Source organism: Staphylococcus succinus, assembly GCF_029024945.1.
Taxonomy (GTDB): domain Bacteria; phylum Bacillota; class Bacilli; order Staphylococcales; family Staphylococcaceae; genus Staphylococcus; species Staphylococcus succinus.
In genome coordinates this window covers 442878-466436 of record NZ_CP118976.1, presented here as the reverse complement: position 1 = coordinate 466436, position 23559 = coordinate 442878, and the positions used below count along the sequence as shown (strand labels likewise).

At 33.3% G+C, this 23559-nt stretch carries 21 protein-coding genes; 8 read left to right on the top strand and 13 right to left on the bottom strand.

The genetic code is table 11. The features are described from left to right. Positions 1-17: 17 nt before the first annotated feature. Positions 18-1406, bottom strand: coding sequence for a melibiose:sodium transporter MelB (gene melB / locus PYW31_RS02025; protein ID WP_046835898.1), 1389 nt, complete (start codon positions 1404-1406; stop codon positions 18-20). A gap of 463 nt (positions 1407-1869) precedes the next feature. Between melB and PYW31_RS02020 the strand changes: the two genes are divergently transcribed. Further along, positions 1870-3285, top strand: coding sequence for an anion permease (locus PYW31_RS02020; RefSeq protein ID WP_046835899.1), 1416 nt, complete (start codon positions 1870-1872; stop codon positions 3283-3285). Between the two features lie 83 nt (positions 3286-3368). On the opposite strand, the gene PYW31_RS02015 is transcribed toward PYW31_RS02020, so the two are convergent. The 5 genes from PYW31_RS02015 to PYW31_RS01995 form a co-directional block, all read right to left on the bottom strand. Further along, positions 3369-3926, bottom strand: coding sequence for a cysteine hydrolase family protein (locus PYW31_RS02015; protein WP_046835900.1), 558 nt, complete (start codon positions 3924-3926; stop codon positions 3369-3371). Between the two features lie 233 nt (positions 3927-4159). Then, a complete protein-coding gene (gene mhqD, locus PYW31_RS02010) occupies positions 4160-4753 on the bottom strand; it encodes a methylhydroquinone degradation carboxylesterase MhqD (RefSeq protein WP_046835901.1) in 594 nt (197 codons plus the stop codon). Between the two features lie 69 nt (positions 4754-4822). Continuing rightward, complete coding sequence (locus tag PYW31_RS02005; protein ID WP_046835902.1) at positions 4823-5722, bottom strand: VOC family protein; 900 nt, start codon at positions 5720-5722, stop codon at positions 4823-4825. An 80-nt stretch (positions 5723-5802) separates the two neighbouring features. Further along, complete coding sequence (gene mhqE, locus PYW31_RS02000; protein ID WP_046835903.1) at positions 5803-6759, bottom strand: ring-cleaving dioxygenase MhqE; 957 nt, start codon at positions 6757-6759, stop codon at positions 5803-5805. A 72-nt stretch (positions 6760-6831) separates the two neighbouring features. Continuing rightward, positions 6832-7263, bottom strand: coding sequence for a MarR family winged helix-turn-helix transcriptional regulator (locus PYW31_RS01995; protein ID WP_046835904.1), 432 nt, complete (start codon positions 7261-7263; stop codon positions 6832-6834). Positions 7264-7499: 236 nt separating this feature from the next. On the opposite strand from PYW31_RS01995, the gene aldA reads away from it, so the two are divergent. After that, the gene (aldA, locus tag PYW31_RS01990; RefSeq protein WP_046835905.1) at positions 7500-8942 is read left to right on the top strand and encodes an aldehyde dehydrogenase; all 1443 of its coding nucleotides are present in this window, start codon (positions 7500-7502) and stop codon (positions 8940-8942) included. Between the two features lie 106 nt (positions 8943-9048). Here aldA and PYW31_RS01985 read toward each other — a convergent pair whose 3' ends face one another. Continuing rightward, positions 9049-10008 (bottom strand): metal ABC transporter solute-binding protein, Zn/Mn family, encoded by a 960-nt coding sequence (locus PYW31_RS01985; RefSeq protein ID WP_046835906.1) that lies wholly within the window; start codon positions 10006-10008, stop codon positions 9049-9051. Between the two features lie 199 nt (positions 10009-10207). Between PYW31_RS01985 and PYW31_RS01980 the strand changes: the two genes are divergently transcribed. After that, complete coding sequence (locus PYW31_RS01980; RefSeq protein ID WP_046835907.1) at positions 10208-10486, top strand: GNAT family N-acetyltransferase; 279 nt, start codon at positions 10208-10210, stop codon at positions 10484-10486. Between the two features lie 103 nt (positions 10487-10589). Here PYW31_RS01980 and PYW31_RS01975 read toward each other — a convergent pair whose 3' ends face one another. Beyond that, positions 10590-11135: an LURP-one-related/scramblase family protein gene (locus PYW31_RS01975; RefSeq protein WP_046835908.1), complete on the bottom strand. Its 546-nt coding sequence runs from the start codon at positions 11133-11135 to the stop codon at positions 10590-10592. 182 nt (positions 11136-11317) lie between these two features. On the opposite strand from PYW31_RS01975, the gene PYW31_RS01970 reads away from it, so the two are divergent. The 5 genes from PYW31_RS01970 to PYW31_RS01950 all read left to right on the top strand — a co-directional run bounded on the left by PYW31_RS01970 (position 11318) and on the right by PYW31_RS01950 (position 18332). Beyond that, the gene (locus PYW31_RS01970) at positions 11318-12127 is read left to right on the top strand and encodes a VOC family protein (protein ID WP_046835909.1); all 810 of its coding nucleotides are present in this window, start codon (positions 11318-11320) and stop codon (positions 12125-12127) included. Positions 12128-12297: 170 nt separating this feature from the next. Beyond that, a complete protein-coding gene (gene licT, locus PYW31_RS01965) occupies positions 12298-13137 on the top strand; it encodes a BglG family transcription antiterminator LicT (protein WP_046835910.1) in 840 nt (279 codons plus the stop codon). A 308-nt stretch (positions 13138-13445) separates the two neighbouring features. Further along, positions 13446-15407: a beta-glucoside-specific PTS transporter subunit IIABC gene (locus PYW31_RS01960; protein WP_046835911.1), complete on the top strand. Its 1962-nt coding sequence runs from the start codon at positions 13446-13448 to the stop codon at positions 15405-15407. Positions 15408-15425: 18 nt separating this feature from the next. After that, positions 15426-16856, top strand: a complete 1431-nt coding sequence (locus tag PYW31_RS01955) for a 6-phospho-beta-glucosidase (protein WP_046835912.1) — start codon at positions 15426-15428, stop codon at positions 16854-16856. 24 nt (positions 16857-16880) lie between these two features. Next, complete coding sequence (locus PYW31_RS01950; protein ID WP_046835913.1) at positions 16881-18332, top strand: glycoside hydrolase family 1 protein; 1452 nt, start codon at positions 16881-16883, stop codon at positions 18330-18332. Between the two features lie 167 nt (positions 18333-18499). Here the strand turns inward: PYW31_RS01950 and PYW31_RS01945 are convergent, their stop codons facing one another. From PYW31_RS01945 to PYW31_RS01925, 5 genes are all read right to left on the bottom strand, one after another. Further along, complete coding sequence (locus PYW31_RS01945) at positions 18500-19159, bottom strand: NAD(P)H-dependent oxidoreductase (protein WP_046835914.1); 660 nt, start codon at positions 19157-19159, stop codon at positions 18500-18502. Between the two features lie 162 nt (positions 19160-19321). Next, complete coding sequence (locus PYW31_RS01940) at positions 19322-20134, bottom strand: Cof-type HAD-IIB family hydrolase (protein ID WP_046835915.1); 813 nt, start codon at positions 20132-20134, stop codon at positions 19322-19324. A 153-nt stretch (positions 20135-20287) separates the two neighbouring features. Beyond that, on the bottom strand, positions 20288-20818 hold the full coding sequence (locus PYW31_RS01935; RefSeq protein ID WP_046835916.1) for an NAD(P)H-dependent oxidoreductase: 531 nt from the start codon (positions 20816-20818) through the stop codon (positions 20288-20290). Between the two features lie 126 nt (positions 20819-20944). Next, on the bottom strand, positions 20945-22477 hold the full coding sequence (locus tag PYW31_RS01930; RefSeq protein ID WP_046835917.1) for a sodium:solute symporter family protein: 1533 nt from the start codon (positions 22475-22477) through the stop codon (positions 20945-20947). A gap of 25 nt (positions 22478-22502) precedes the next feature. Beyond that, positions 22503-23384 (bottom strand): N-acetylneuraminate lyase, encoded by an 882-nt coding sequence (locus tag PYW31_RS01925; protein ID WP_046835918.1) that lies wholly within the window; start codon positions 23382-23384, stop codon positions 22503-22505. Positions 23385-23559: the final 175 nt, after the last annotated feature.

Below are 23559 nucleotides of genomic sequence, written 5' to 3'. Positions count from 1 at the left end.
TCGCAATGATACAACGACTAAATATCGGTTTGTTTTTCTTTATTTTTACGCTTATAATATAACGTTTTTTGTATATCACTTAAAAAATCGCCTTTTAAATTAAATGCCTTATGGTAAAGTACACCACAAGCAATAATAAATATGAGCGGTATACCAATCATTTCAATTCTCATTCCTAAAATTGTTCCTGCTGTTTGGGCTTGGTTAGGGATATAACCTACAAGTGAAAGACCAAGACCTACACATAAGCCAGCTATCGCTTGTGCCAACTTCACTAAAAATGTTTGTGTAGATGTAATCACACTTTCATTGCGTTGCCCAAATTTAACTTCACTATAATCTATAACATCTGCTAATGCGACAGTATTTACACCTACTAATGTTCCAGTACCATATCTGATGAGACCACCTCCTAAAATAATCCATAAAGGCGCTTGGGGTGCTACAAATCCTGCAATTAATATGACAAAGAGACCCATAATAACACTTAAAATAGCACTATTAAATACTATGGTACGTCCTAACCTTTTCACTAAAAATGGAAAGACTAACAAAGCTACCATTTCCATAATAATTAATGTATTAAATAGCGAGAATAAACTTTCAGCGTTTGTTACATATTTAAAATAGTAAATAATAATGCCATTAATCATTTGACCACATAAGTTAAATGCAAGAATTACACCAATAATCGCTAATAGTTCTTTATTTTTAAATAAAATACGCCATATATCTTTAAAATTAACTTTAATAGCATTCTGCCTTTCAATTTCTACATCTTCTTTAACAAAAATGACTGTGATTCCTATAGTTATAATAAAAATAACACTACAAATAATAGCTAGTATAAAGATACCTGTTTCCCTAGAACCACTATCAAACAAAGCACCTAATTCATCTATAAACCATAGACCAAAACTACCAATAATTAATGCTGCAAAGCTCGCAAAAAATCGCGGAACTACAGCTATTTCTTCTCTTTCCCTGGGGTTACTTGTTAAGTTTGGTAACCAAGACCAATAAGGAATATCCATAATTGTATATGTCATTCCCCACAGTATATATACAATCGATATATATACGTACATCGAAGTGGTAGACATATCAAAATTGGTAAATAATAATACCGTGATTACTGCATTAATCAATGTTCCTACAATAAGCCATGTTTTAAATTTACCTAGCTTATTACGTGTATTATCTACAATCATCCCCATCACTGGATCATTAATAGCATCCCAAATCCTAGCAACAAAAAATAACACTCCTGCAAAAGCGGGAGATAATCCTAAAATATCACTCATATAAAACATCAAAAATAAACTTACAATGTTAAATACAGCGTCCTTGCCGACTGTACCAAATCCAAATGCATACTTTTGAAATTTAGTTAAATTTCTTTCCATTTACTTGTCACCTACTCATATTCATTTTGGGTTTAAATTGTTGCAATAAATTTTGATTAGAAGGCCTTCCTCTATATGAAAACGTTATCATTTATTTTTAAAAATTACGATAGTTTAATCAATCCTTCACATGTCTTTATGTTTCCTATTAATGATATTATATAATCAATTATTGTCTTACATAAAACAGCTAATATTTGCTGTTCCTACCTTTGATAATGTTAATGTTTATGTCACCTTTACAATATGTTTTGCTGACACTATAATTATTATGAAAATTATATATATAAATTAAGAAATGAGATGGAACTATTGAAGATATAAGATATACGAATCCATACGCGTTACGTCACTTCATTCAAACTTATAATAGTCTTTTCTCTTTTATTGATAGTGGGTAGCTATGCATGCAAGCTTAGTTCCTAATATTTTAAAAATTGAAAGTAAAGAAAGGTGAAGATTTGTGAATAGTAATATTAATTATAAAAAGTTCATTATCCCTGTAGTTGTTGGGCTCATCATCTGGTTTCTTACCCCATTTAAACCAGATGGCGTAGATGCAACAGCATGGCATATGTTCGCTATATTCGTTGCAACGATTATTGGTTGTATTACTCAACCTTTACCAATTGGTGCAGTCGCAATGATTGGTTTCTCACTCACTGTGCTTACGAGTACGGTCAAAATAGATACTGCGGTCGCTGGGTTTGGTAACAGTAGTATTTGGCTAATTGCCATGGCTTTTTTTATCTCAAGAGGATTTGTAAAAACAGGCTTAGGGAGACGTATCGCATTGCAATTCGTCAAACTATTCGGCAAGAAGACTTTAGGTCTAGGCTATTCACTGATAGGTGTTGATCTGATTTTAGCACCTGCAACCCCAAGTAACACGGCTCGTGCTGGTGGGATTATGTTCCCAATTATTAATGCGCTCTCTCGCTCTTTTGGTTCTAAACCTGAAGACGGTACACAACGTAAAATGGGAGCATTTCTTATTTTTACAGAATTTCATGGTAATTTAATTACAGCTGCTATGTTTTTAACTGCGATGGCTGGTAATCCATTAGCTCAATCACTCGCAAAACATCAAGGCGTCGATATTACTTGGATGAACTGGTTCTTAGCCGCCCTCATCCCCGGAATTATTTCTTTAATTTTAGTACCGTTAATCATCTATAAGTTATATCCACCTGAAATTAAAGAAACACCAAATGCCAAAACATGGGCTCAAAATGAGTTAAACGATATGGGTACAATATCTAAGAGTGAAAAATTCATGATCGGTATCTTTTTAATAGCACTCATACTTTGGGTATTAGGTAGCCTCTTAAATATTGATGCAACCTTAACTGCATTTATTGCATTATCTCTTTTACTCATTACAGGCGTACTGACATGGAACGACGTCTTAAAAGAAACAGGTGCTTGGAATACATTAGTTTGGTTCTCAATCTTAGTTATGATGGCAAATCAACTCAATGAACTTGGTTTTATACCGTGGTTAAGTAAAAGTATATCAGGCAGTTTAGGCGGCTTAAGTTGGCCAATTGTCCTCATCATACTAGTGCTCTTCTACTTCTACTCTCACTATCTGTTTGCAAGTTCGACAGCACATGTGAGTGCCATGTATTCTGCTTTACTTGCCGTGGCAATTGCAACAGGTGCGCCACCATTATTCAGCGCTTTAATATTAGGTTTCTTTGGTAATTTAATGGCATCTACAACACACTATAGTAGTGGCCCTGCTCCTATTCTTTATTCTGCCGGCTATGTAACTCAAAATCGCTGGTGGGCAATGAATGCTATATTAGCTATATTTTACTTTGTTGTATGGTTAGGTATTGGCTCACTTTGGATGAAACTTATCGGCCTTATGTAATATAAAAACCCCAAGTTAACGCTCGATTCCCTTGGCTTTAAATGCCAGAACTGAATCTTCGACGATAACTTGGGGCTTTAATTTTATTGTACTGCTGTCCATGAATGTGTTGAACTGATTTCAGCATATCTTGTCAGTATTTCATTCATTAAGAATTGATGCTTTTTACTATTGTTATCAGTGACAGCATCTTCTAATATAGTGATTTTATAGTCTTTATCTGCTGCTTCAACTGTCGTAGATAACACGACTCCGCTCGTACTTACACCTGTTAACACTATATGATTAACTTGAAGGCCTCGTAATAATACTTCTAAATTACTGCCTGTAAATGCACTTAGCCGATGTTTAGTTACAATTGGTTCATCTTCTTTACGATTTAATGATTCAATGATTTGTGTTGATTCATCAGTCAATGACATCTGTTGACCGCTTGCTTGATATTCAGAGAACATTTTGTTATTGGGAGAGACTTCTAGAAATGTTCCATTAAAAGCCACTCTTACAAATATAACTGGTATGTTATTTTGCCTTGCTGCTTCAATAGCTTGCTGATTATGTTTAATTACCTCATCTTTAAATTCTAAACCATTTACAATGCCATTTTGCATATCCATTACTATTAACGCGCTATTTTCCATAATGATGGCCACCTTTAATTTCGTTATATTTATATTTTATAATTGTAGCTTACTTTATTTTGAATATCTAAATATTAGTTTATTTCTACATCTACCACTAACACTTAATATGTTATTTTTCCATTCACTAAAAAAGCGTTGAGACACAAGTTATGCTTTCAGAAAATAGGTTTTATCCTCTACTAAAGCAATATTTGTCTCAACGCTTAAAATTCAAATCATTTAAATGCCACTTACTGATTCAACACTTTTTGCCCTGCTTGTACACCCGCTTGTGTAAGTTCATGGCTATTTACCCATACCTCAGTCACATTCGCTCCGCGATTTTTAAAAATATCAATGACATTCTTACTATCTTCTACTGTGACAATTGGGTCATTTTCTCCCATAGAAAGCAATACATTCATTTGACTTAAGTCTTTATCGTTTGTAATCTCTATAGGATAAAGTGGTGCATACAATAGCGCTGTATTAAAAATAGTATCTTCATGTAATATCATACTAATTGCAATGTTTGAACCATTTGAAAAACCTACAGGTACCGCTTGTGACAAATCAAAATTATATCTTTGAGCCGCTTCTTTTAAAAATGTAATTAAACGTTCAGTTCTATAATTAAGATCTTCAACATCATACTGACCTTCTCCATGACGTTTGAAAAAGCGATTCATACCATTTTCAGAAATTTCACCTCTTACACTTAATACATTATATTTATCATTTAATACTGTAGCCAAAGGTAATAAATCTTTCTCGTCTCCACCAGTGCCATGCAATAAAATAAATGTCGGCGCATTTGCTTCGCCTTCTCTATAAATATGTTCCATATTATTTCAGCTCCTTTTTAAATCAATAAATTAGCCATTGTAGTTAGTTATAATAATAGCCCTTTTACGTTATATACGGATGGGTGGTAATAATTGCAATAACGCTGCTCTTTGTTCTTCAAGTTGAGGTGGTAAGACTAGACTAGATCCCAATTCGTCAAATCGTTCGTCAATAGTAAATCCCGGACCTTCAGTAGCAAATTCAAAAATAATACCGCCACGCTCTTTCATATAAATTGCTTCAAAATAATTGCGATCTTTGACATCAGTAACATGATAACCTTTCCCACTCATTTTTACCTGCCAAGCACGATGTACTTGTGTTGATGGTACTGACCAAGCAATGTGATGTACAACGCCTACACCCCAGTGTACCGCCGTTTCAGGTGTCTCTTTTTTTACCATAACATGATGTTGCCAATCACCAACAGTTTCTAAGTGGATGTGCGTTTCATCTTCGTTTATTTTCTCTAATCCCATATCATTAGTTAGTGTGTGCACTGTTGCCAAGGGATCAGCTGATAACATCGTTACGCCATGAAAACCAATAATATCTTGACTTCCATCGTGCATATCTTCACTTTCAACCAATGCCAATGGTAGCTCATGAACATCATTAAATTCCAATGTTTCTCTATCAAATAGTTGAGTGCGAGAGACTTCTATATCATGTGCTTTCAAATGTTTTTCCCAGTGACTTATTGCATCTTTTGGAATTCTAAAAGCAATTCTTTCAACTTGGCCTGAACCAATACGACCTTTATGTGCATTTGGCCAATTAAAGAATGTTAGAATTGTTCCATTGTCCACACCATCATTAGAAAAATATAAATGATACGTAGATGGATCATCGAAATTGACTGTTTTTTTGATTAATTTTAAATTTAAAATGTCTCTATAAAATTTAATATTTTCTTCTGGATTACCTACAATTGCTGAAATATGATGAATATGTTGGATAGCTTCCATAGTATAACCTCCTTCATTTATAACGCTTTGAAATGTTGAAATATTACCACAACATTCTAAAATAAGCTTATATTTATCATTTATCTTTTTGTATTGAATGGTCGAATTTCTGATTCGATATATTCACGTTGTTTCTCTAAAAATGGTGGTAAAGCTAAGCTTTCACCTAATGTTTCGTATGGCTCATCTCCCATGAATCCTGGTCCATCTGTAGATACCTCAATTAAGATATGTCCAATACGTGCATATAAAGCTTCAAAGTAGAATCTATCAACTAGACCTGAGTTTCCTATACCTGCGGATTGATATTTTTCTAACCATTGTTCAATCGCTTCATGATCTGGTAATCTAAAGGATACGTGATGTACTTCACCATATCCTTGACGTGCTGCCGGTGTTTCTGTATCTTTTCTTAAAATAACTTGACCACCATTGCCACCTTCACCAACTTCTAATAATGCAACATTATCCTCACTTGCGATTTCTTTCATTCCATAAATTTGTTCTAATATTTTTTTGAAATCTTCAAAATAGCTTACTGTTATTTCAATAGGACCAAGACCATATATTGCTTTATCTGTTGGCACTGGACCATTTTTCCATGGTTTTCCAGGTGCTACACCTTTATTATTTTCATCAGAAACTAATTGATAACTTTGACCATCCGCTTCTTCAAACGGTAAAACTTTTTTTCCAAACAATGACTGAATGCCTTCGTGTTTTACTCCATATTCATTAAACCGTTGTTCATAATATGCAAGTGCGTCATCATTAGGTACTCTAAATGCTGCGCGAGAGATTGAATTTGTGCCCGCTGCACCTTTAGGATTATTTGGAAAATCGAAAAATGTCATATCTGTGCCTGGAGAGCCTTCATCATCTGCAAAGAATGTATGATACGTATAAATATCATCTTGGTTCACTGTTTTTTTAACAAGTCTCATACCTAATACTTCTGTAAAAAATTTATAATTTCTTTCTGCATCATCTGTCATTGCTGTTACATGATGAATTCCTAATAATTGATTATTTGTCATAATAAACGCCTCTCTCTTTTTAATTTTATCTCGGTTTCGAAGTATTTTTAGTTAAAAATTTAAGTGCTTATCCTACTTTATAGGTCGCGCACTTAATTTTTTCAAAGCTTTCTGTAAGGTTGTAATCTCTGCATCGGTTAGTACCGAAAATGTTGATTCTAAAGTTTCTGCATGTTCTGGGAATATTTGATCCATCATCGTACGACCTTTCTCCGTAAGCGAAGCATTGGTCACACGTTTATCTTTATTATTGCGTCTTCGAATGACGCAACCCTTTTCTTCTAATTTGTCTACAACATAAGTAATACTGCTACTAGCAATCAATACTTTATTACCAATACGTTGGATAGGTTGATCACCTTTATTATAAAGTAGCTCCATTACTGCAAATTCTGTTATATTTAGCCCATGACGTTGTACATCTTTACGAACAATTTTTTCTAAATGATCAAGTGTACGGTTTAACCCAATAAATGTATTTAATGATTCTTTAGTACGATTCACCACATCACCTACTTTAAATTTATTTCGAATTCGAGATAAATTATAACGCCATACTAAAAATAAGTCAACACATAAGTATAAAAAATATATTACTTTATAAAATCATTACCTTGTTCATCTATTAAACGCCATCTTTAACAATCTTTTTCATTTTGCAAAATAAATATTCTTCTACAAAGGTGACTAGAATTATGTTATTTCTGTTTTCACATTCTTTATAAGTGGTAGAAGTGATAATGTGGAGGTGTCAAACATTGAATAAACTATTTATTAACAATGAATTTATAGCAAGCAAATCGACTGACACAATGGATGTAATTAACCCTGCTACAGGAGACAAGCTAGATACAATAACATTTGCTACCGAATCAGAAGTCAATGATGCAGTAGCAAAATCTAAACAAGCACAGTTAGAATGGGAACAAGTGCCAGAACCTACACGCGCTGATTATGTAAAATTATTAATACCTTTACTAGAGAAGTATAAAGATACATTAGCAGACCTATATGTTAAAGAACAAGGCAAAACGCTAGCTTCAGCCAAAGGTGAAATAGATAAATCAATTCAATTTATAGATTATATGACGAGCTTGAGTATGTCTAACAAGGGCGAAGTTTTACAAAATAGTCGAGAAAATGAAACGATTTTACTTACTAAAAAACCACTCGGTGTGACTGCAGGTATCGTACCTTGGAACGCTCCAATAATGGTCTTAATGAGAAAAGTCATTCCCGCTGTTATCACAGGCTGCTCTGTTGTTATTAAACCAAGTGAAGCAACCTCGTTAATAACATTAAAACTTGCCGAACTTATCCGTGAGTCTACTATTCCTGCTGGATTAGTACAAATACTCCCTGGCACTGGAGAAACAGTAGGTACACAATTAGCACAACATCCAGATATCCAATTAATATCATTAACTGGCAGTATGCGTGCAGGTAAATCTGTTTATGCATCAAGTGCAAATACTGTTAAAAAAGTTAATTTAGAATTAGGTGGTAATGCCCCTGCCCTTGTTACAGAAAACGCTAATTTAGACAAAGCTGTCGACTATCTCGTAGCAGCTAGAATTAATAATGCAGGACAAGTTTGTACTTGTCCTGAACGGATTTTTGTACATGATGCTGTACATGACGCATTTATTAATAAATTAAAAGCCAAAATGGAGAAATTAACAGTTGGCGACCCATTCTCTGAAACTACTGACTATGGTGCAATAATTAATCAGCAGCAATTAGATAGCATCGATGAAAAAGTACAATCTGCCATACAAAATGGCGCTACTTTAATAACAGGTGGTCATAAAATTGATCAAACCGGCTATTTTTATGCGCCAACAATTTTAGACAACGTTAAAACAACGGATAGTGCTTTTAAAGATGAAATTTTTGGACCTGTATTACCAATAGTTACTTATAAAAATTTTGATGATGCAATCAATTTAGCTAATGACACAAACGCTGGATTATCATCTTATATCTTTTCAGAAGATTTAAAAGAAGTTATGCGTGCAACTGAAAAACTTAAATTTGGAGAGGTTTATGCAAATTGTGAAGCTGAAGAAGTAGTTAACGGCTATCATGCTGGTTGGAGAGAATCAGGTTTAGGTGGCGCTGATGGTATTCATGGCTTTGAAGAATATTACAATACTACAGTATCCTATATTCGATATGATTGATACCTAGCTAATCATTTATAGCTGTTAATCAATATTATGAAAGCCTCGAAATCATGTGATTTTTCATCACTATTTCGAGGCTTTTCTTAATATTCATCCTATATTTTTAATGATTTAACGCTTTGTCTAAAGATTTAATATTACGTTTCATCAATGATTGATATGATATATTTCTTTCCTTTTCTTCATCTTTGGATAAAGTTGCCATGTTATGGAAACTTACCGGCGTTGTATTTGATTCTTTCTTGATAACATCAGTTACCTTAGATGAAATGTTCTGTTCATATAAAACGTAGGGTTGTTGTGATTTTTCTATATCTTCCACAATTCCCATTAAAGCTTTTTGACTTGGTTCTTCATTATTCATACCACTAACGCCTTCTTGCTTGAAGCCGTAGCGCTTCGCTAAATAACCAATAGAATCATGTGAAATAATTACAGTGTCTCGTTTTGGTTGATTAGTAATTACTTTTAATTTTTTATCGATTGCGTTGATGTCTTTTGCAACTTTTTTATAATTTGCTTCATAGTAGGCTTTATGTTCCGGATCTTTTTTCACCAAATTATTTTTAATTTCTTTAGCAAATTTTTTATCTAAGACTGGGTCAAGCCATACGTGTGGGTCTTCACTGCCTTCTTCATGAGCTTCATGTTCATGTTCGTGCTCATGCTCGTGTTCATCATTTGCTACAAGGTCATGACTACTTAAATTTTGGGCTAAAGGCAATTTCAAATCATCATTTTTAATAGACTTAGCAATCTTTTTAGCCACTGGATCCATTTCATTATTTGAATATATAAATAAATCATCTTTTGCGATATCAATCATATCTTTTTGTGTTGGTTCAAAAGAATGAATATCTGCCCCTGGAGGATATATTGAATGCACGTCCACATATTTACCGCCAATCTGTTCTGTAAAACTTTGAAAAGCAAATGCAGTAGTAGATATCTCTAATTTATTCTTTGTGCTTACATCTTTTTTTTCTTCTTCGTTTGTGTTTCCACATGCACCTAATACTATACCGAGCGTACATATGAGTAACAATAGTATACTTTTTTTCAAAATCCGCCCCTCCAAATCGAAATTATTCCGTTAAAACTATAAACTTATTTCAACTATATTTCAATGGTTAATGCTCAAATCATACTATTTTATACTATTAATTTGGTTAGAGATAACTTAAACGTTTAGATATAATTGTTTAAGTTATCTCAAAACGTGATATTTAGTAAGTGTTACGTATTATAAAAGGAGTGGTAAAATGGCTGAAATTAAACAAGGTACAAATAAATTCTATATTGGTGACGATGAGAATAATCCACAAGCAGAAATCACTTTCCAATCACAAGACGATAATCAAATTGACATTAATCATACTGGTGTTCCTGATGAATTAGGCGGCCAAGGCATTGGTTCTTCACTTGTTAAATCTGTAGTTGACTACGCCCGCGACAACGATTTAAAAGTAGTAGCATCTTGTCCATTCGCCAAGAGTGTCATTGAAAAGAATCCAGAATATCAAGATGTATATGTAGGTTAAATCTTGATATAACTCTCTTTAAACAAGAAGCACCATTAACTAAAACTATAGTTAGTGGTGCTTTTTTCGTATTTCTATTTCCCAAAAATATTAGTATCAATGATTAATTCGATTGCTTTCTTTGTTGTTCTTGAAATTCATAAAATACTTGAAACAACATTACAAGCATAGCAGGATGATATGTTTCAGTGTATATATCAAGGTCATGACGAGATGCTAATTTGAAGCGCTCCGATTTACTGTGCATAATTTCATGACGCCCCTCCATAACTTTCACACTTCTTGAAATAAAACCTGATTGGAATTTTAAAACATCTCCCTTATTCCCTTCGAATAACATAGTTGCTTTAATTCCCATTTTTGAACGAAACGTTCCAATAACCGTCCCATTTTTCTCAACTTGCCAGACAGTTTTAAACGGTGTTTTAAGCGCACCACGTATTGTTTTTTCTTGTAAAATACGATAAGTAGCTTGGCCATCAGTAATTTCAAAATTTTGTTTATTATTGCCAAACATTGCAAATGCTTCTTGCGTAGCAGATGTATAAAATAACTGTAATTTGAAACACGCTTCATCACTATCATTAAAAACATCAATAGCAGATTTTGAAGTATTAAAAAAATTTTCTTTAAAATAATAATGTGCCATGAACCTATCCCCTATTAAGTATGATTTGTATTCTATACCCATTTTAAATGACTCAATATACAAGAAACAACTTATTTCCACACTCACCTAAAGAACTTAATAGTTGACCTAGTATATTTTTTATATTAACATCAAACTTGTAACTAATAAGAATACAAGTTTGATGTAAGGAGTTTGATATAATGACTTTTCATGATAATGCCTCAACACACGTAACAAATATTACACTCAATGTTTCTGATTTATCTACTATGCGCATATTCTATAAGCAGATATTAGGTTTAACAATTAGATATGAGAACAAAACATCTATCGTTTTTAATATAGGAAAAAACAGTCATACGCTTACTTTAAATGAAATTATCGATGCACGACGCCCTTCTATGAGAGAGGCTGGTTTATTCCATATTGCTATTCTGCTACCCACACGCGCTGACTTAGGCAATTTTTTATACCATGCCTCAAGTATGGGAATTCAAGTTAGTGGTGGCGATCATCTTGTTAGTGAAGCATTATACTTCGCTGATCCAGAAGGTAACGGCATTGAAGTCTATTATGACCGCCCTAAATCTACTTGGGCGTGGGATAACGGTAAAGTCAAAATGGATACACTTGCAGTAGATGTAAATGATTTAGTCGCACAACGTACTGAAACAGGATGGGACAGTATGCCTGACAATGCTAAGATAGGCCACTTACACTTAAAAGTAGCTGATTTAGCGCAAGCCAAACAGTTCTATATGGGGCAACTCGGTTTGCAACACATATCCGACTTCCCTCAAGCTTTATTTATGTCTACGAATAACTATCATCATCATATCGCTACGAACACTTGGCAATCTGATACAGTTCGTATAGATAATTCAAATAGCCTTGGCTTAACGCATGTAGACATCTACAAACCAGAATCTGAAAAACTACTATTACTTTCTCCAGAAGGATTTAGTGTAACTATTCACAGCGACACTTCATGTGTAGCAGACAAAAATTAAATTCATTTATATGCATAGACTTGGGTCACTTCAAGTCTATTTTCGTTTTAACTGATACTAAATTGATTATTATACTTCATTTTCTTTTGACTTATTACAATCTCTTAAACTATATTTAATATACAAATTTTTTATATTAGATAATTAATAAATAAGGGATGTTATTTATCATGAAGATTACTAAAATACTAAATAATAATGTTGTTATTTCTACTATCAATCATGAAGAACGCATCGTAATGGGAAAAGGAATCGCGTTTGGGAAAGAAAATGGTCAGCTTTTAGATAAAAATAAAATCGATAAAATTTTTAGACTCACCAGTAAAGAACAAGAGCATTTGCTTACACTACTAAATGAAATTGATCAAGACATATTAATAACCATTCAAGATATAATTATTGAAGCCAATCGATTATATGAAACACCTATTTCAGAATCAATCTATATTTCACTCACAGATCACGTTGATTATGCAATTAAACGTACAAAACAGGGTCATAATATCGAAAATCCATTACTTTATGAAATTGCCAAACTTTATCCTCAAGAGTTTAAAATTGGTTTAAAAGCCATTAAAGTTATTCAACAGCGTTTTGAGACACAACTGCCTAAAGATGAGGCAGGTTTTATTGCTATGCACATCGTTAACGCAAGTATGGATGAAAATATTTCGAATATCTATGAAATTACTAAAATCACCAAAAGTATACTTGATATTGTACGTTATCATTTTAACTTACACATTAATGAAGACGAACATAATTACTCAAGATTTGTAACGCATCTTAAGTTTTTTAGCCAAAGGCTGATTAATGTAGAATCTTTAAACGAAGTTACAGATGAAAGCTTATTAGATATTTTAAAGCAAAAATATGAACAATCTGATGTTTGTGTTGATAAAATTTCTGACTTCCTCCAAAAACATTACCAACATGAAGTATCAAGTGATGAACGTGTATATCTTATTTTGCATATTGCACGCTTGTTAAAATCACAATGTAAGCGTTGACATTAAATATTTAAAGCGCTATAATGTTTTTAATCTTATATTATTGTTACTTTAGACGTCACTATCGACGTTTGGGGTTGTAACTTTAAGTAGGCAAAACCCAGAGTAATGCATAACGGTACCTTATGGCATCGTATGTGTATTATTCTGGGTTTTTATTTTTGCTATTTTAGTTAAGATCATTTTAGATGCTTGGTAAACGGAAATTTTTCTTCAGTGGCCACAAAAAAATTAAACGTATATCCTCGACTTAAACTGCTCATTTCTTAACTATATAGCTATTCATAACAAATTGGGGTGATTTTATTATGAAATATGAGTTATTAGCTAAAGACATTGTTGAAAAGGTTGGTGGCGTTGATAATATAAATTCTTTAACACATTGTATTACACGTCTTCGTTTTAAGTTGAAAGATGAAGCCAAAGCAGATACGGAATACTTAAAAAATCGGGATGATATTGTCACAGTAATGCAATCGGGTGGTCAATATCAGGTGGTTATAGGTAACCATGTTCCTGATGTATACACTGCAGTTAACCATGTTGCAAACTTTAACCATAGCGATGACGAAGCAAATAGCGATGAACATAAAGGAAACCTATTCAATCGATTTATAGATATAGTTTCTGGTATCTTTCAACCTATCTTGGGTGTACTTGCTGCAGCTGGGATGATTAAAGGATTTGCTGCTTTATTTTTAGCTTTGGGATGGATTACTGAACAATCTGGTACCTATCAAATCTTACATGCTATTGGAGACTCTATTTTTTATTTCTTTCCAATATTTTTAGGATTTACAGCAGCTAAAAAATTTGGTTCAAGCCACTTCCTCGGCATGGCTATTGGTGCAGCTTTAGTATATCCAACGCTAGTTAGTGCTATGGAAATGGGTGCCAAGGGTGCAAGCGCGCTGTTCTCTGGCACTTTATTCGAAGTAGAGTCAAATTTAACCTTTTTAGGATTGCCTGTCATTTCTATGACATATACATCTAGTGTCATTCCTATCATTATCGCTGTTTATTTTGCGAGTAGGCTTGAGCGAAAATTAAAAACTATTATACCTGATGTTGTTAAGACATTCTTAGTTCCCTTCTTTACATTATTAGTTGTTGTTCCTTTAACGTTCTTAATTATTGGTCCAATTTCATCTTGGATTGCCAATTGGATTGGTGTAGGTGCACTTAGTATTCATGCTTTGAGTCCTATAGTTGCAGGCATATTGTTAGGTGCTTTCTGGCAAGTATTAGTTATTTTTGGACTCCATTGGGGCCTTGTAGCAATCATGATGAATAATATTTCTACTTCTGGGTTCGATATTATTCATCCCTTAATATTTGCAGCCTCTTTCGCTCAAACTGGTATTGTACTAGGTATTTTCTTAAAGACTAAAAATACTAAATTAAAATCCTTAGCCTTCCCAGCTACCATATCAGGTATTTTTGGAGTAACTGAACCTTCAATTTATGGTATTACCTTACCCCGAAAGAAAATGTTTATTTATAGCTGTATCATCGCCGGTATTTTTGGAGGTTTTGTGGCCTTCGCTGGCACAAAGCTTTATTTTATGGGAGGTTTAGGCATTTTCGGATACACAGCATATATTGGAGACAATGGATTAGATGCTACAGTTTGGCTCATTGTATTGGCATCTATTCTGAGTATGTTAGTTGCTACAATCGTAGGTTTCATTGCTCATTCTGATAAAAAAGAAGGTTTAACTCAATCTGACGCCTCAACAAAAGACCAATCAACTGATAATAAACATGAAAATACTGACCAAATAACGCAACAAAATGACACGGTGCCACTAGGATCTGATGATTTTATTAAAGCTCCATTAACAGGTGAACTTATTAAATTAGAAAAAGTTGACGATCCTGTCTTTTCATCGCTTGCTATGGGCAAAGGTATTGCAATTAAACCAAAATCTAATGTAATTATTGCTCCATTCGACGCAACTGTTGAAAGTCTTTTCCCTACCGGTCACGCCATTGGATTGAAGTCCAATAATGGAACAGAATTATTGATTCATATAGGTATAGATACTGTGAAATTAAATGGGGAAGGATTCAGACCTCTGGTGTCACAAGGAGATACTGTAACGTCAGGTCAACCATTAATTGAATTTGACAGTCAAATCATTCGAAATGCTTCTTTAGATGACATTGTAATGATTGTTGTGACGAATACAAATATTGCGAAAGATGTTGTTGTTGAAGATAAAAAAGATATTAATACTAAAGATGCTTTAATTTCAGTAATTTATTAAATATTAGGAGGCATAATAATGACTGTATTACACAAAGATTTTTTATGGGGTGGCGCAATTGCCGCTAATCAAATAGAAGGTGCATATGATAGTGATGGAAAAGGATTAAGTTTAGTTGATTTATTACCAGCAGGCGATGAGCGAAAAGAACCTTTATTTAATCCTGCTAAAGCATTGTCTAATCATTTTGACTTTTATCCTAGTCATAAATCCATTGATTTTTATCATCAATATGAGGAAGATATTAAACTTTTTGCAGAAATGGGATTCAAAGCATTACGCTTTTCAATTTCATGGCCTAGAATTTTCCCGAACGGTGACGAATCAGAGCCTAATGAAAGTGGTTTAGCTTTTTACGATAAAATATTTGATACGCTAGAAAAATATGACATTGAACCAATTGTTACCATCAATCATTTTGACACACCTTATTATTTAGCCAAAACATATGGTGGTTGGTATAACCGTAAAACAATTGACTTCTTTTTAAATTATGCCACTGTCTTATTCGAACGCTATAGTCATCGAGTAAAATACTGGATTACTCATAATGAAATTAATATGATTTTACACATTCCTTATATTGGGGGTGGTTTAATTATTAAAGATGAAGACAACGCAAACCAAATCAAGTACCAAGCTGCACATCATCAATTAATTGCTTCAAGTTTAGCAACAAAAATTGCTAAGTGCGTCGATAAAGATAATACTATTGGATGTATGTTAGCTGCTGGTGATGTCTATCCAAATACTTGCCATCCAAATGATATTATGGCAGCTGTTCAAAAAAATAGAGAGCAATATATCTTTATAGATGTGCAAGCACGTGGTGCATATCCAAATTATAGTAAGCGCATGTTTGAGGAATTAGGCGTCACTATTAATAAAGAAGTCGGAGACGATGAAATTTTAAAACAGTACCCTGTAGATTATATTTCCTTCTCTTATTATTCTAGTCGTCTCGAAAGTGGTGATGATGCAATTAATAAACATAAATCATCTGGTAATGCGTTTGCATCACTTAAAAACCCCTACCTCGAATCTTCAAATTGGGGATGGCAAATCGATCCTGTAGGTTTAAGAGTAACTATGAATCAAATCTACGATCGATATCAAAAACCACTTTTCATCGTAGAAAATGGCTTAGGTGAAATTGATGAAGTTCAAGATGATGGCGCAATTCATGATAGCTATAGAATTAAATACTTAAGTGAACATTTAGCACAAATGCTTGAAGCTGTAAAAGACGGTGTACCACTTCTTGGTTATACATCTTGGGGATGTATAGATATTGTATCTGCAGGCAGTGGTGAAATGAAAAAGCGTTATGGCTACATCTATGTAGACCGTGATAATAAAGGCAAAGGCTCTTTAAAACGTACACGCAAAGATTCATTCTATTGGTATCAAAAAGTGATTCATTCTAATGGTGAAGATTTATCTTATTAATACAAATTGAGGAGGAATTCTTTTATGTTTATTAACAATGGATTTAAAGAAGATTTTTTATGGGGAGGTGCTACTGCTGCTAACCAAATAGAAGGTGCCTACAATAAAGATGGCAAGGGGCTGTCTAGTGCAGATTTTGTGGAATTTATACCAAAGTCACAACGTACAGGTGACCACAACATGGATATGACTTATGAACATGTACAAAAAGTATTATCAAATGATTATGATGGTCGTTTTCCTAAACGCGATGGTATTGATTTTTATCATACGTATAAAGAAGATATCAAACTTTTTGCAGAGTTAGGTTTTAAAGCATTTCGCATGTCTATTCACTGGTCTCGTATCTTCCCAAATGGCTATGACCTTGAACCTAATGAAGCAGGCTTAGCATTTTACGACGATGTCTTTGACACTTTATTATCTTATAATATAGAACCTGTTGTAACTTTAAGTCATTATGAAACACCTTTTGGATTAACTGAAAAATATAACGGTTGGGTCAATAGAGAAGTCATCAATCATTTTGTACGTTATGCTGAAACAGTTTTTAATCGTTACAAAGACAAAGTAAAGTATTGGATAACCTTTAATGAGATTAACATTATTAATATCTCACCTTATACTGGAGGGGGCATTATTTCAGGTAAAGAAGATAACCCAATTACCGCTTCGTATCAAGCATTACATCACCAATTCGTAGCCTCTGCCTTAGCAACTAAAAGTTTAAAGCAAATTATCCCTCATGGGCAAATGGGATGTATGTTAGCACGTATGAAACATTATCCTTACACTTGTAATCCAGAAGATGTGCTTAAGGCTCAGCAAGAAGACCAAGCTAATTTACTTTACACTGATGTGCAAGCAAAAGGTGAATATCCAAACTATTACCATAAATTCTTAGCAGACAATAATATTGATTTAGAAATTACTGATGCAGATTTAGCTATTATCCAACAATATCCAGTAGATTATATTTCATTTAGTTATTATATGTCACTGTTATCCTCAGTGACACCTGAAGGGGAAACAATAGGAGGTAATTTAATGAATAGCCTTAAAAATCCTTACGTAAGCGCTTCAGATTGGGGATGGCAAATCGATCCAATTGGTCTAAGAATTGTATTAAACGAACTATGGGATAGATATCAAAAACCTTTATTCATTGTTGAAAATGGTTTAGGGGCGAAAGACGTTTTTGAAGATGGAAAAATTCATGATGATTATAGAATTGAGTATCTCCAACACCATATTTCTGAAGCTAAAAAGGCTGTTGAAGACGGTGTCGATTTAATCGGCTACTTAGCGTGGGGCCCTATAGATTTAATTTCTATGTCAACAAGTGAGATGAGTAAACGCTATGGATTTATTTATGTCGACCAAGACGATTATGGAAATGGTAGTAAAAAACGATTCAAAAAGGATTCTTTTAATTGGTATAAAAAAGTGATTGAAACTAATGGAAATGCACTATAAACATCAAAAGTATAAGGGTATTGAAATATAGACTTATACTTTTCCATTTATTAGTTAAAATCACATAATCCGTTATATTAAAAATCAAAGAGACCTATCAGTTTTTTAAATTCTGATAGGTCTCTTTTTAAGTTTAGAGTATAGATGTCTAGTTTAATTTAGTGCTTTTATTCAAACCATTTCACAACATCTGACTGTGGTTGGCGTATTTTAGCTTTAGGTTCAGTTTCTCTATAACCAAATGCGACCATTACTGAAGGCGCAAAATGTTCTCCATCCATAATACCTTCATCAATTAACAATTGGTTCACTGCATCTAAATCAAACCCTTCAATAGGACAAGAATCTATATTTAATAATGCTGCACTTGTCATCATGTTACCAAGTGCTATATATGTTTGTTTTCTAGCCCAATCCAATAATGTACGTTCATTATCATTGATATGAAATCCGGTTTGGAAATTATCGAATTTTTCTTCTGTTGCTGGAATACTTTCTTCACTATATTGTTTAATATCGCGTAATAAATGTTGCACAAACGGTGATTTAGAAGTAACATTTTTTCGCGCTAAAATTACTACAAAGTGACTTGCAGTATCTAATTGTCCCTGCGCGCCCCAACTTATAGCTTTTAATTTTTCTCTAAGTGTTTTATTTTGTACAACGACAAATCTCCATGGTTCTAATCCAAGTGAGCTTGGAGACAGTCTCCCCGCTTCTAAAATTGTATTAAATTCATCTGAACTAATTTGTTTCGTTGCATCAAAACGTTTCGTTGCATGTCTAAAATTAAATGCCTCAATAATATGTCCTTGCATTTGTGTCATTACTTTATGCCCTACCTTTCCTAATGGTTCATTTTTATATTACTCAGTATAAGCTAAAGTTTATTTCTTATTAAAGTAATATGTTTATAAACCATTAGCATGGCTTAATAGCATTTATAGAAATCTTGCTGGATTGAAAAGACGTCCACAAATAATCTGTATCTATTCTTTGCCGATTGCTGTTAACACGTTATCTTCAATCACTGTTAACACGCCTTGCTCATCATTGGAAGGTGCAATATGATTTGCGATATCAAATAGTGATTTGTCATCACTGTTCTTCATAACATAGCTATGTTTAGCTAGTTGCAACATATCTAAATCATTATTTGCATCACCAAAAGCCATTAAGTTATCCCCTGTCATATCCCATTTGGTCAATAACCTCTGTAATGCATTCCCTTTCGTCATCCCAGGTATAATAAGGTCGATACTATCGCGTCCACTGGAGACCAGTTTTACATTTTCACTGAAATAGTCATTTAAATCTTGGTCTAGCGTTGGGTGCGTGTGTCTATCAATATTTAATGCAATTTTTACGTATTCATCTTCTGGCAATTGTTGAAAGGAATCAATTTCTTCTAATTGATGATAATAAAAATGAGCAATTTCTTTAAACATCTCTGCAGTATCTTTTAAGATGTAAGCACTATTCAAACCACAAACGATGAGATTATCGATGCCTCGTTCAATATTTAAGTAGTCAATTACACTTTGATATTGTTTTCTATCAAACGCACAGTAATCATATAATGTATTACCTTCATATATCACTGCGCCATTTTCAGCAACAAACAACATATCTCGTTGTCCAAAAATGGATTTTAATTTAGCATATTGGTTCCCACTTGCTGCTATAAATTTAATGTCTTGAGCTTTGAGTTTTTGAAAAATACTTTCAAATCTATCTTGATCATAATTTTTCTTTGAATCTAAAAACGTACCATCCATATCAACCGCAATCGCTTTTATCATATTGTCCCCTCAAATCTTCCAATTATTGTAATGTCTTTATTATATCTACTATCTCACGCTATTCAAAGTAACTCTACTACTTCAATTAAATTAAAATAAAAAAATACCTTTGATCGCTTAAAGAAGCTTCAAAGGTATGAATAGCGATATGCCTTATTGTTCTAATTGTTTTATAAATTCCACATATGCTTCTGTATTATTTGTAAGTTGACTTGATGTAATAGTGAGTGCACCATATAATTTATGAGAACCTACATAATTCGCTTTAACAAATCTAGACGTCGCAATCATTGGACTCAATAATTCATCAACCGTATACTTCACATTGCCTTCTAATGTATATGATTCCGGTAACGCACCAATGGATACAGCAAGCGCAATACTTTTTCCTTTTAAAGCATTACCTTCAGAGCCATAGGCCCATCCATAAGTAAGTACTTCATCTAAATATTGTTTCAATAATGGAGGACTACTATACCAATATAGCGGATATTGAAACACAATATGATCATGTGTCTCTAATAACTTTTGTTCTTTCTCAATATCAATTTTGCCGTGAGGATATTCTGGATATAGTTCATGTACTGTTACTATATCTTCATGTTTTGATAAAGCATCTCTCCATTGTTTATTGACTGTAGAACTTGTAATATCTGGATGTGCAACAATCACTAATGTAGACAATTTTCATTTTCCTCTCTTTAATTCAAATTTAATAATTTTATATTAAACTTACTATGACTAAAAGAAAAATAATTTGCCTAAACGCTTACAGTCATTTTTCATACTAAATATAAATAAACATTACTATTATTTTTCTCTTACATGTATTTTGGAAATGTAATTCGACTGTTCATTTTTATCAAAAATAGTTAATCCTTTGATGTCCTTTTTCTTTCCTGGTACTACTAAACTAATCAAGTAGGAAAAGACAAAAGCAACTGCAAATGAAATGATTGAAACAAAGAATGGTGAATTCCCACCGCCTATACCGTTAAAAATATAAGCAAATACTACGCCAAATATCAGCCCCATAATTACCCCAAAGGTATTCGTACGTTTTGTAAATATGCCTACCGCAAATACACCTGCAAGTGGTACACCAACTAGACCAGTAATAAGTAAGAATAAATCCCACAAATCATTAGAGTCCGAGGCAATAAGGTAAATAGACATACCAAAACCAATAATGCCTGATATAATAATCATCCATCTCGCAAAGCTCACTTCATGCTTCTCGTTACCTTTACCAAAAAATCTATGTTTTATATCAATTGACAAACATGCAGAAATTGAATTTAAACTGGATGAAATCGTTGATTGTGCTGCTGCAAAAATTGCAGCAATTAACAATCCAGCTACAAATGGTGGCATTTCTGTAAGAATAAAGTATGGTACTACAGAAGACGTGTTAAACCCTTTCGGCAATGTACTTTCATGATTATAAAATGAATACATCATTGTCCCCATACCGTAAAATAAAGGTGCAGATATTAACGCTAAGGCACCATTCATCCATAATGATTTAGTCGTTTCTTTCAAAGAGTCTGAAGCTTGATAACGTTGTACTACATCTTGACTCGCGGTATATTGATGTAAATTATTAAAAATGTTACCTAAAAAAATAATTGGTATTGCAGCAGCGGCAGAGTTCAATTTCCAATTATCTACACTCACTATTTTTTTGTGGTCAATCGCATCACTGACAACTGTTCCCATACCACCTTGAATATGAATGACGCCTAGGATAATAATGGCTGCAGCGCCACATAATAAAATAACGCCTTGAATAAAGTCACTCCAAACGACACCTTCAAATCCACCCAAAAAGGTATATAATATACATAGTATACCGACAAGACTTGCAACTAAAAAAGGATTTATGTCAGATACAGAAGTGATTGCCAATGTGGGTAAGTAGATTACTATTGCAACGCGTCCTAAATGGAATAGTACAAAGAGCATTGACCCAATTACGCGCACGCTCGGTCCAAATCGTGCTTCTAAATACTCATATGCTGAAGTTACTTTTAGCTTTTTGAAAAAAGGTACATAAAAATATATTAACAATGGAATAATCGCCACAATCGCGATATTACCAACGATATATGACCAATCTGTTAAAAATGCTTTTTCCGGTGTTGACATAAATGTAATGGCGCTTAGTGTCGTAGCATAGATAGAAAAACCTATCGCCCAAGAAGGTAACCGTCCTCCACCAGTAAAGAAGCTATCAGTATTTTGACTTGCACGTTTTGTAAAATAAACACCGACTAATAGCATTATTACGAGATATACAATCACAGCTACCCAGTTCCATAGACCAAATCCTATTTGTTGCATTCATTTCATCCCCTTATGCGATGTCTTATAAGTTATATTTTTTAATTAAAGTTTCTAATTGGCTTCGATTACTTTCATCAAAAGGTTTAAATGGACGTTTAGGTTGACCACCATCAATCCCGCGTGAACTTAATATTTCTTTTAATGTTGGGTATATGCCCATAGCTAATATATTTTCAATAATGTCATTAGTATCATGTTGAATTTGATAAGCTTCAGCAATATCTCCATTTTGAGCTTTGTCAAAAATCTGTCTTGCACGTTTTCCGTTCACATTATATGTCGATCCAATTGCACCATCCACACCAGATATTACTGCTTGCACTAACATTTCATCAAAACCAGAAAGTATTAATTTATTTGGAAAAGCATTTCGAATGCGTTCAAGTAAAAAGAAATTAGGCGCTGTGTATTTCACACCAATGACTTTTTCATGGTCAAAGAGTTCTCCAAATTGTTCAATAGAAATATTTACTCCTGTTAAATCAGGTATTGCATATATAATAAGGTCATTTTGAGTAGCTTCAATTAACTCAAAATAATACGCTTTAATCTCTTCAAATGAAAAAGGATAATAAAATGGTGTAACTGCAGAAATCGCGTCATAGCCTAATTCTGTAGCATATTTACCTAGTTCTATTGCTTCATTCAAGTCTAGTGAACCAATTTGAGCAATCATTTTCACATCTTCACTAACGGCTTCCTTTGCTAGTCTAAATATCTGTTTCTTCTGTTCTTTATTTATTAAAAAATTTTCTCCGGAACTCCCATTTACATATAATCCATCTAACTTTTCAGTTTCAATGGCATTTTGGGCAATTTGTTTTAATCCTTCTTCTTTAACTTGACCTCGTTCATCAAATGGCACTAACAATGCTGCGTATAAACCTTTCAATGTATCTTCCATATAATAACCTCCATTTTTTAAGTCTCATGCCCATACGAACAGGCGTATATTTTTCATTTACAGTTCAAATTGTAAACGCTATCATAGAGAGTGGCAATAGCTTTATGAAAATAATAATCAAATAGTCTATATATCTTTGAAAATATTTTTCATAAAACAACAGACATTCCCCTTC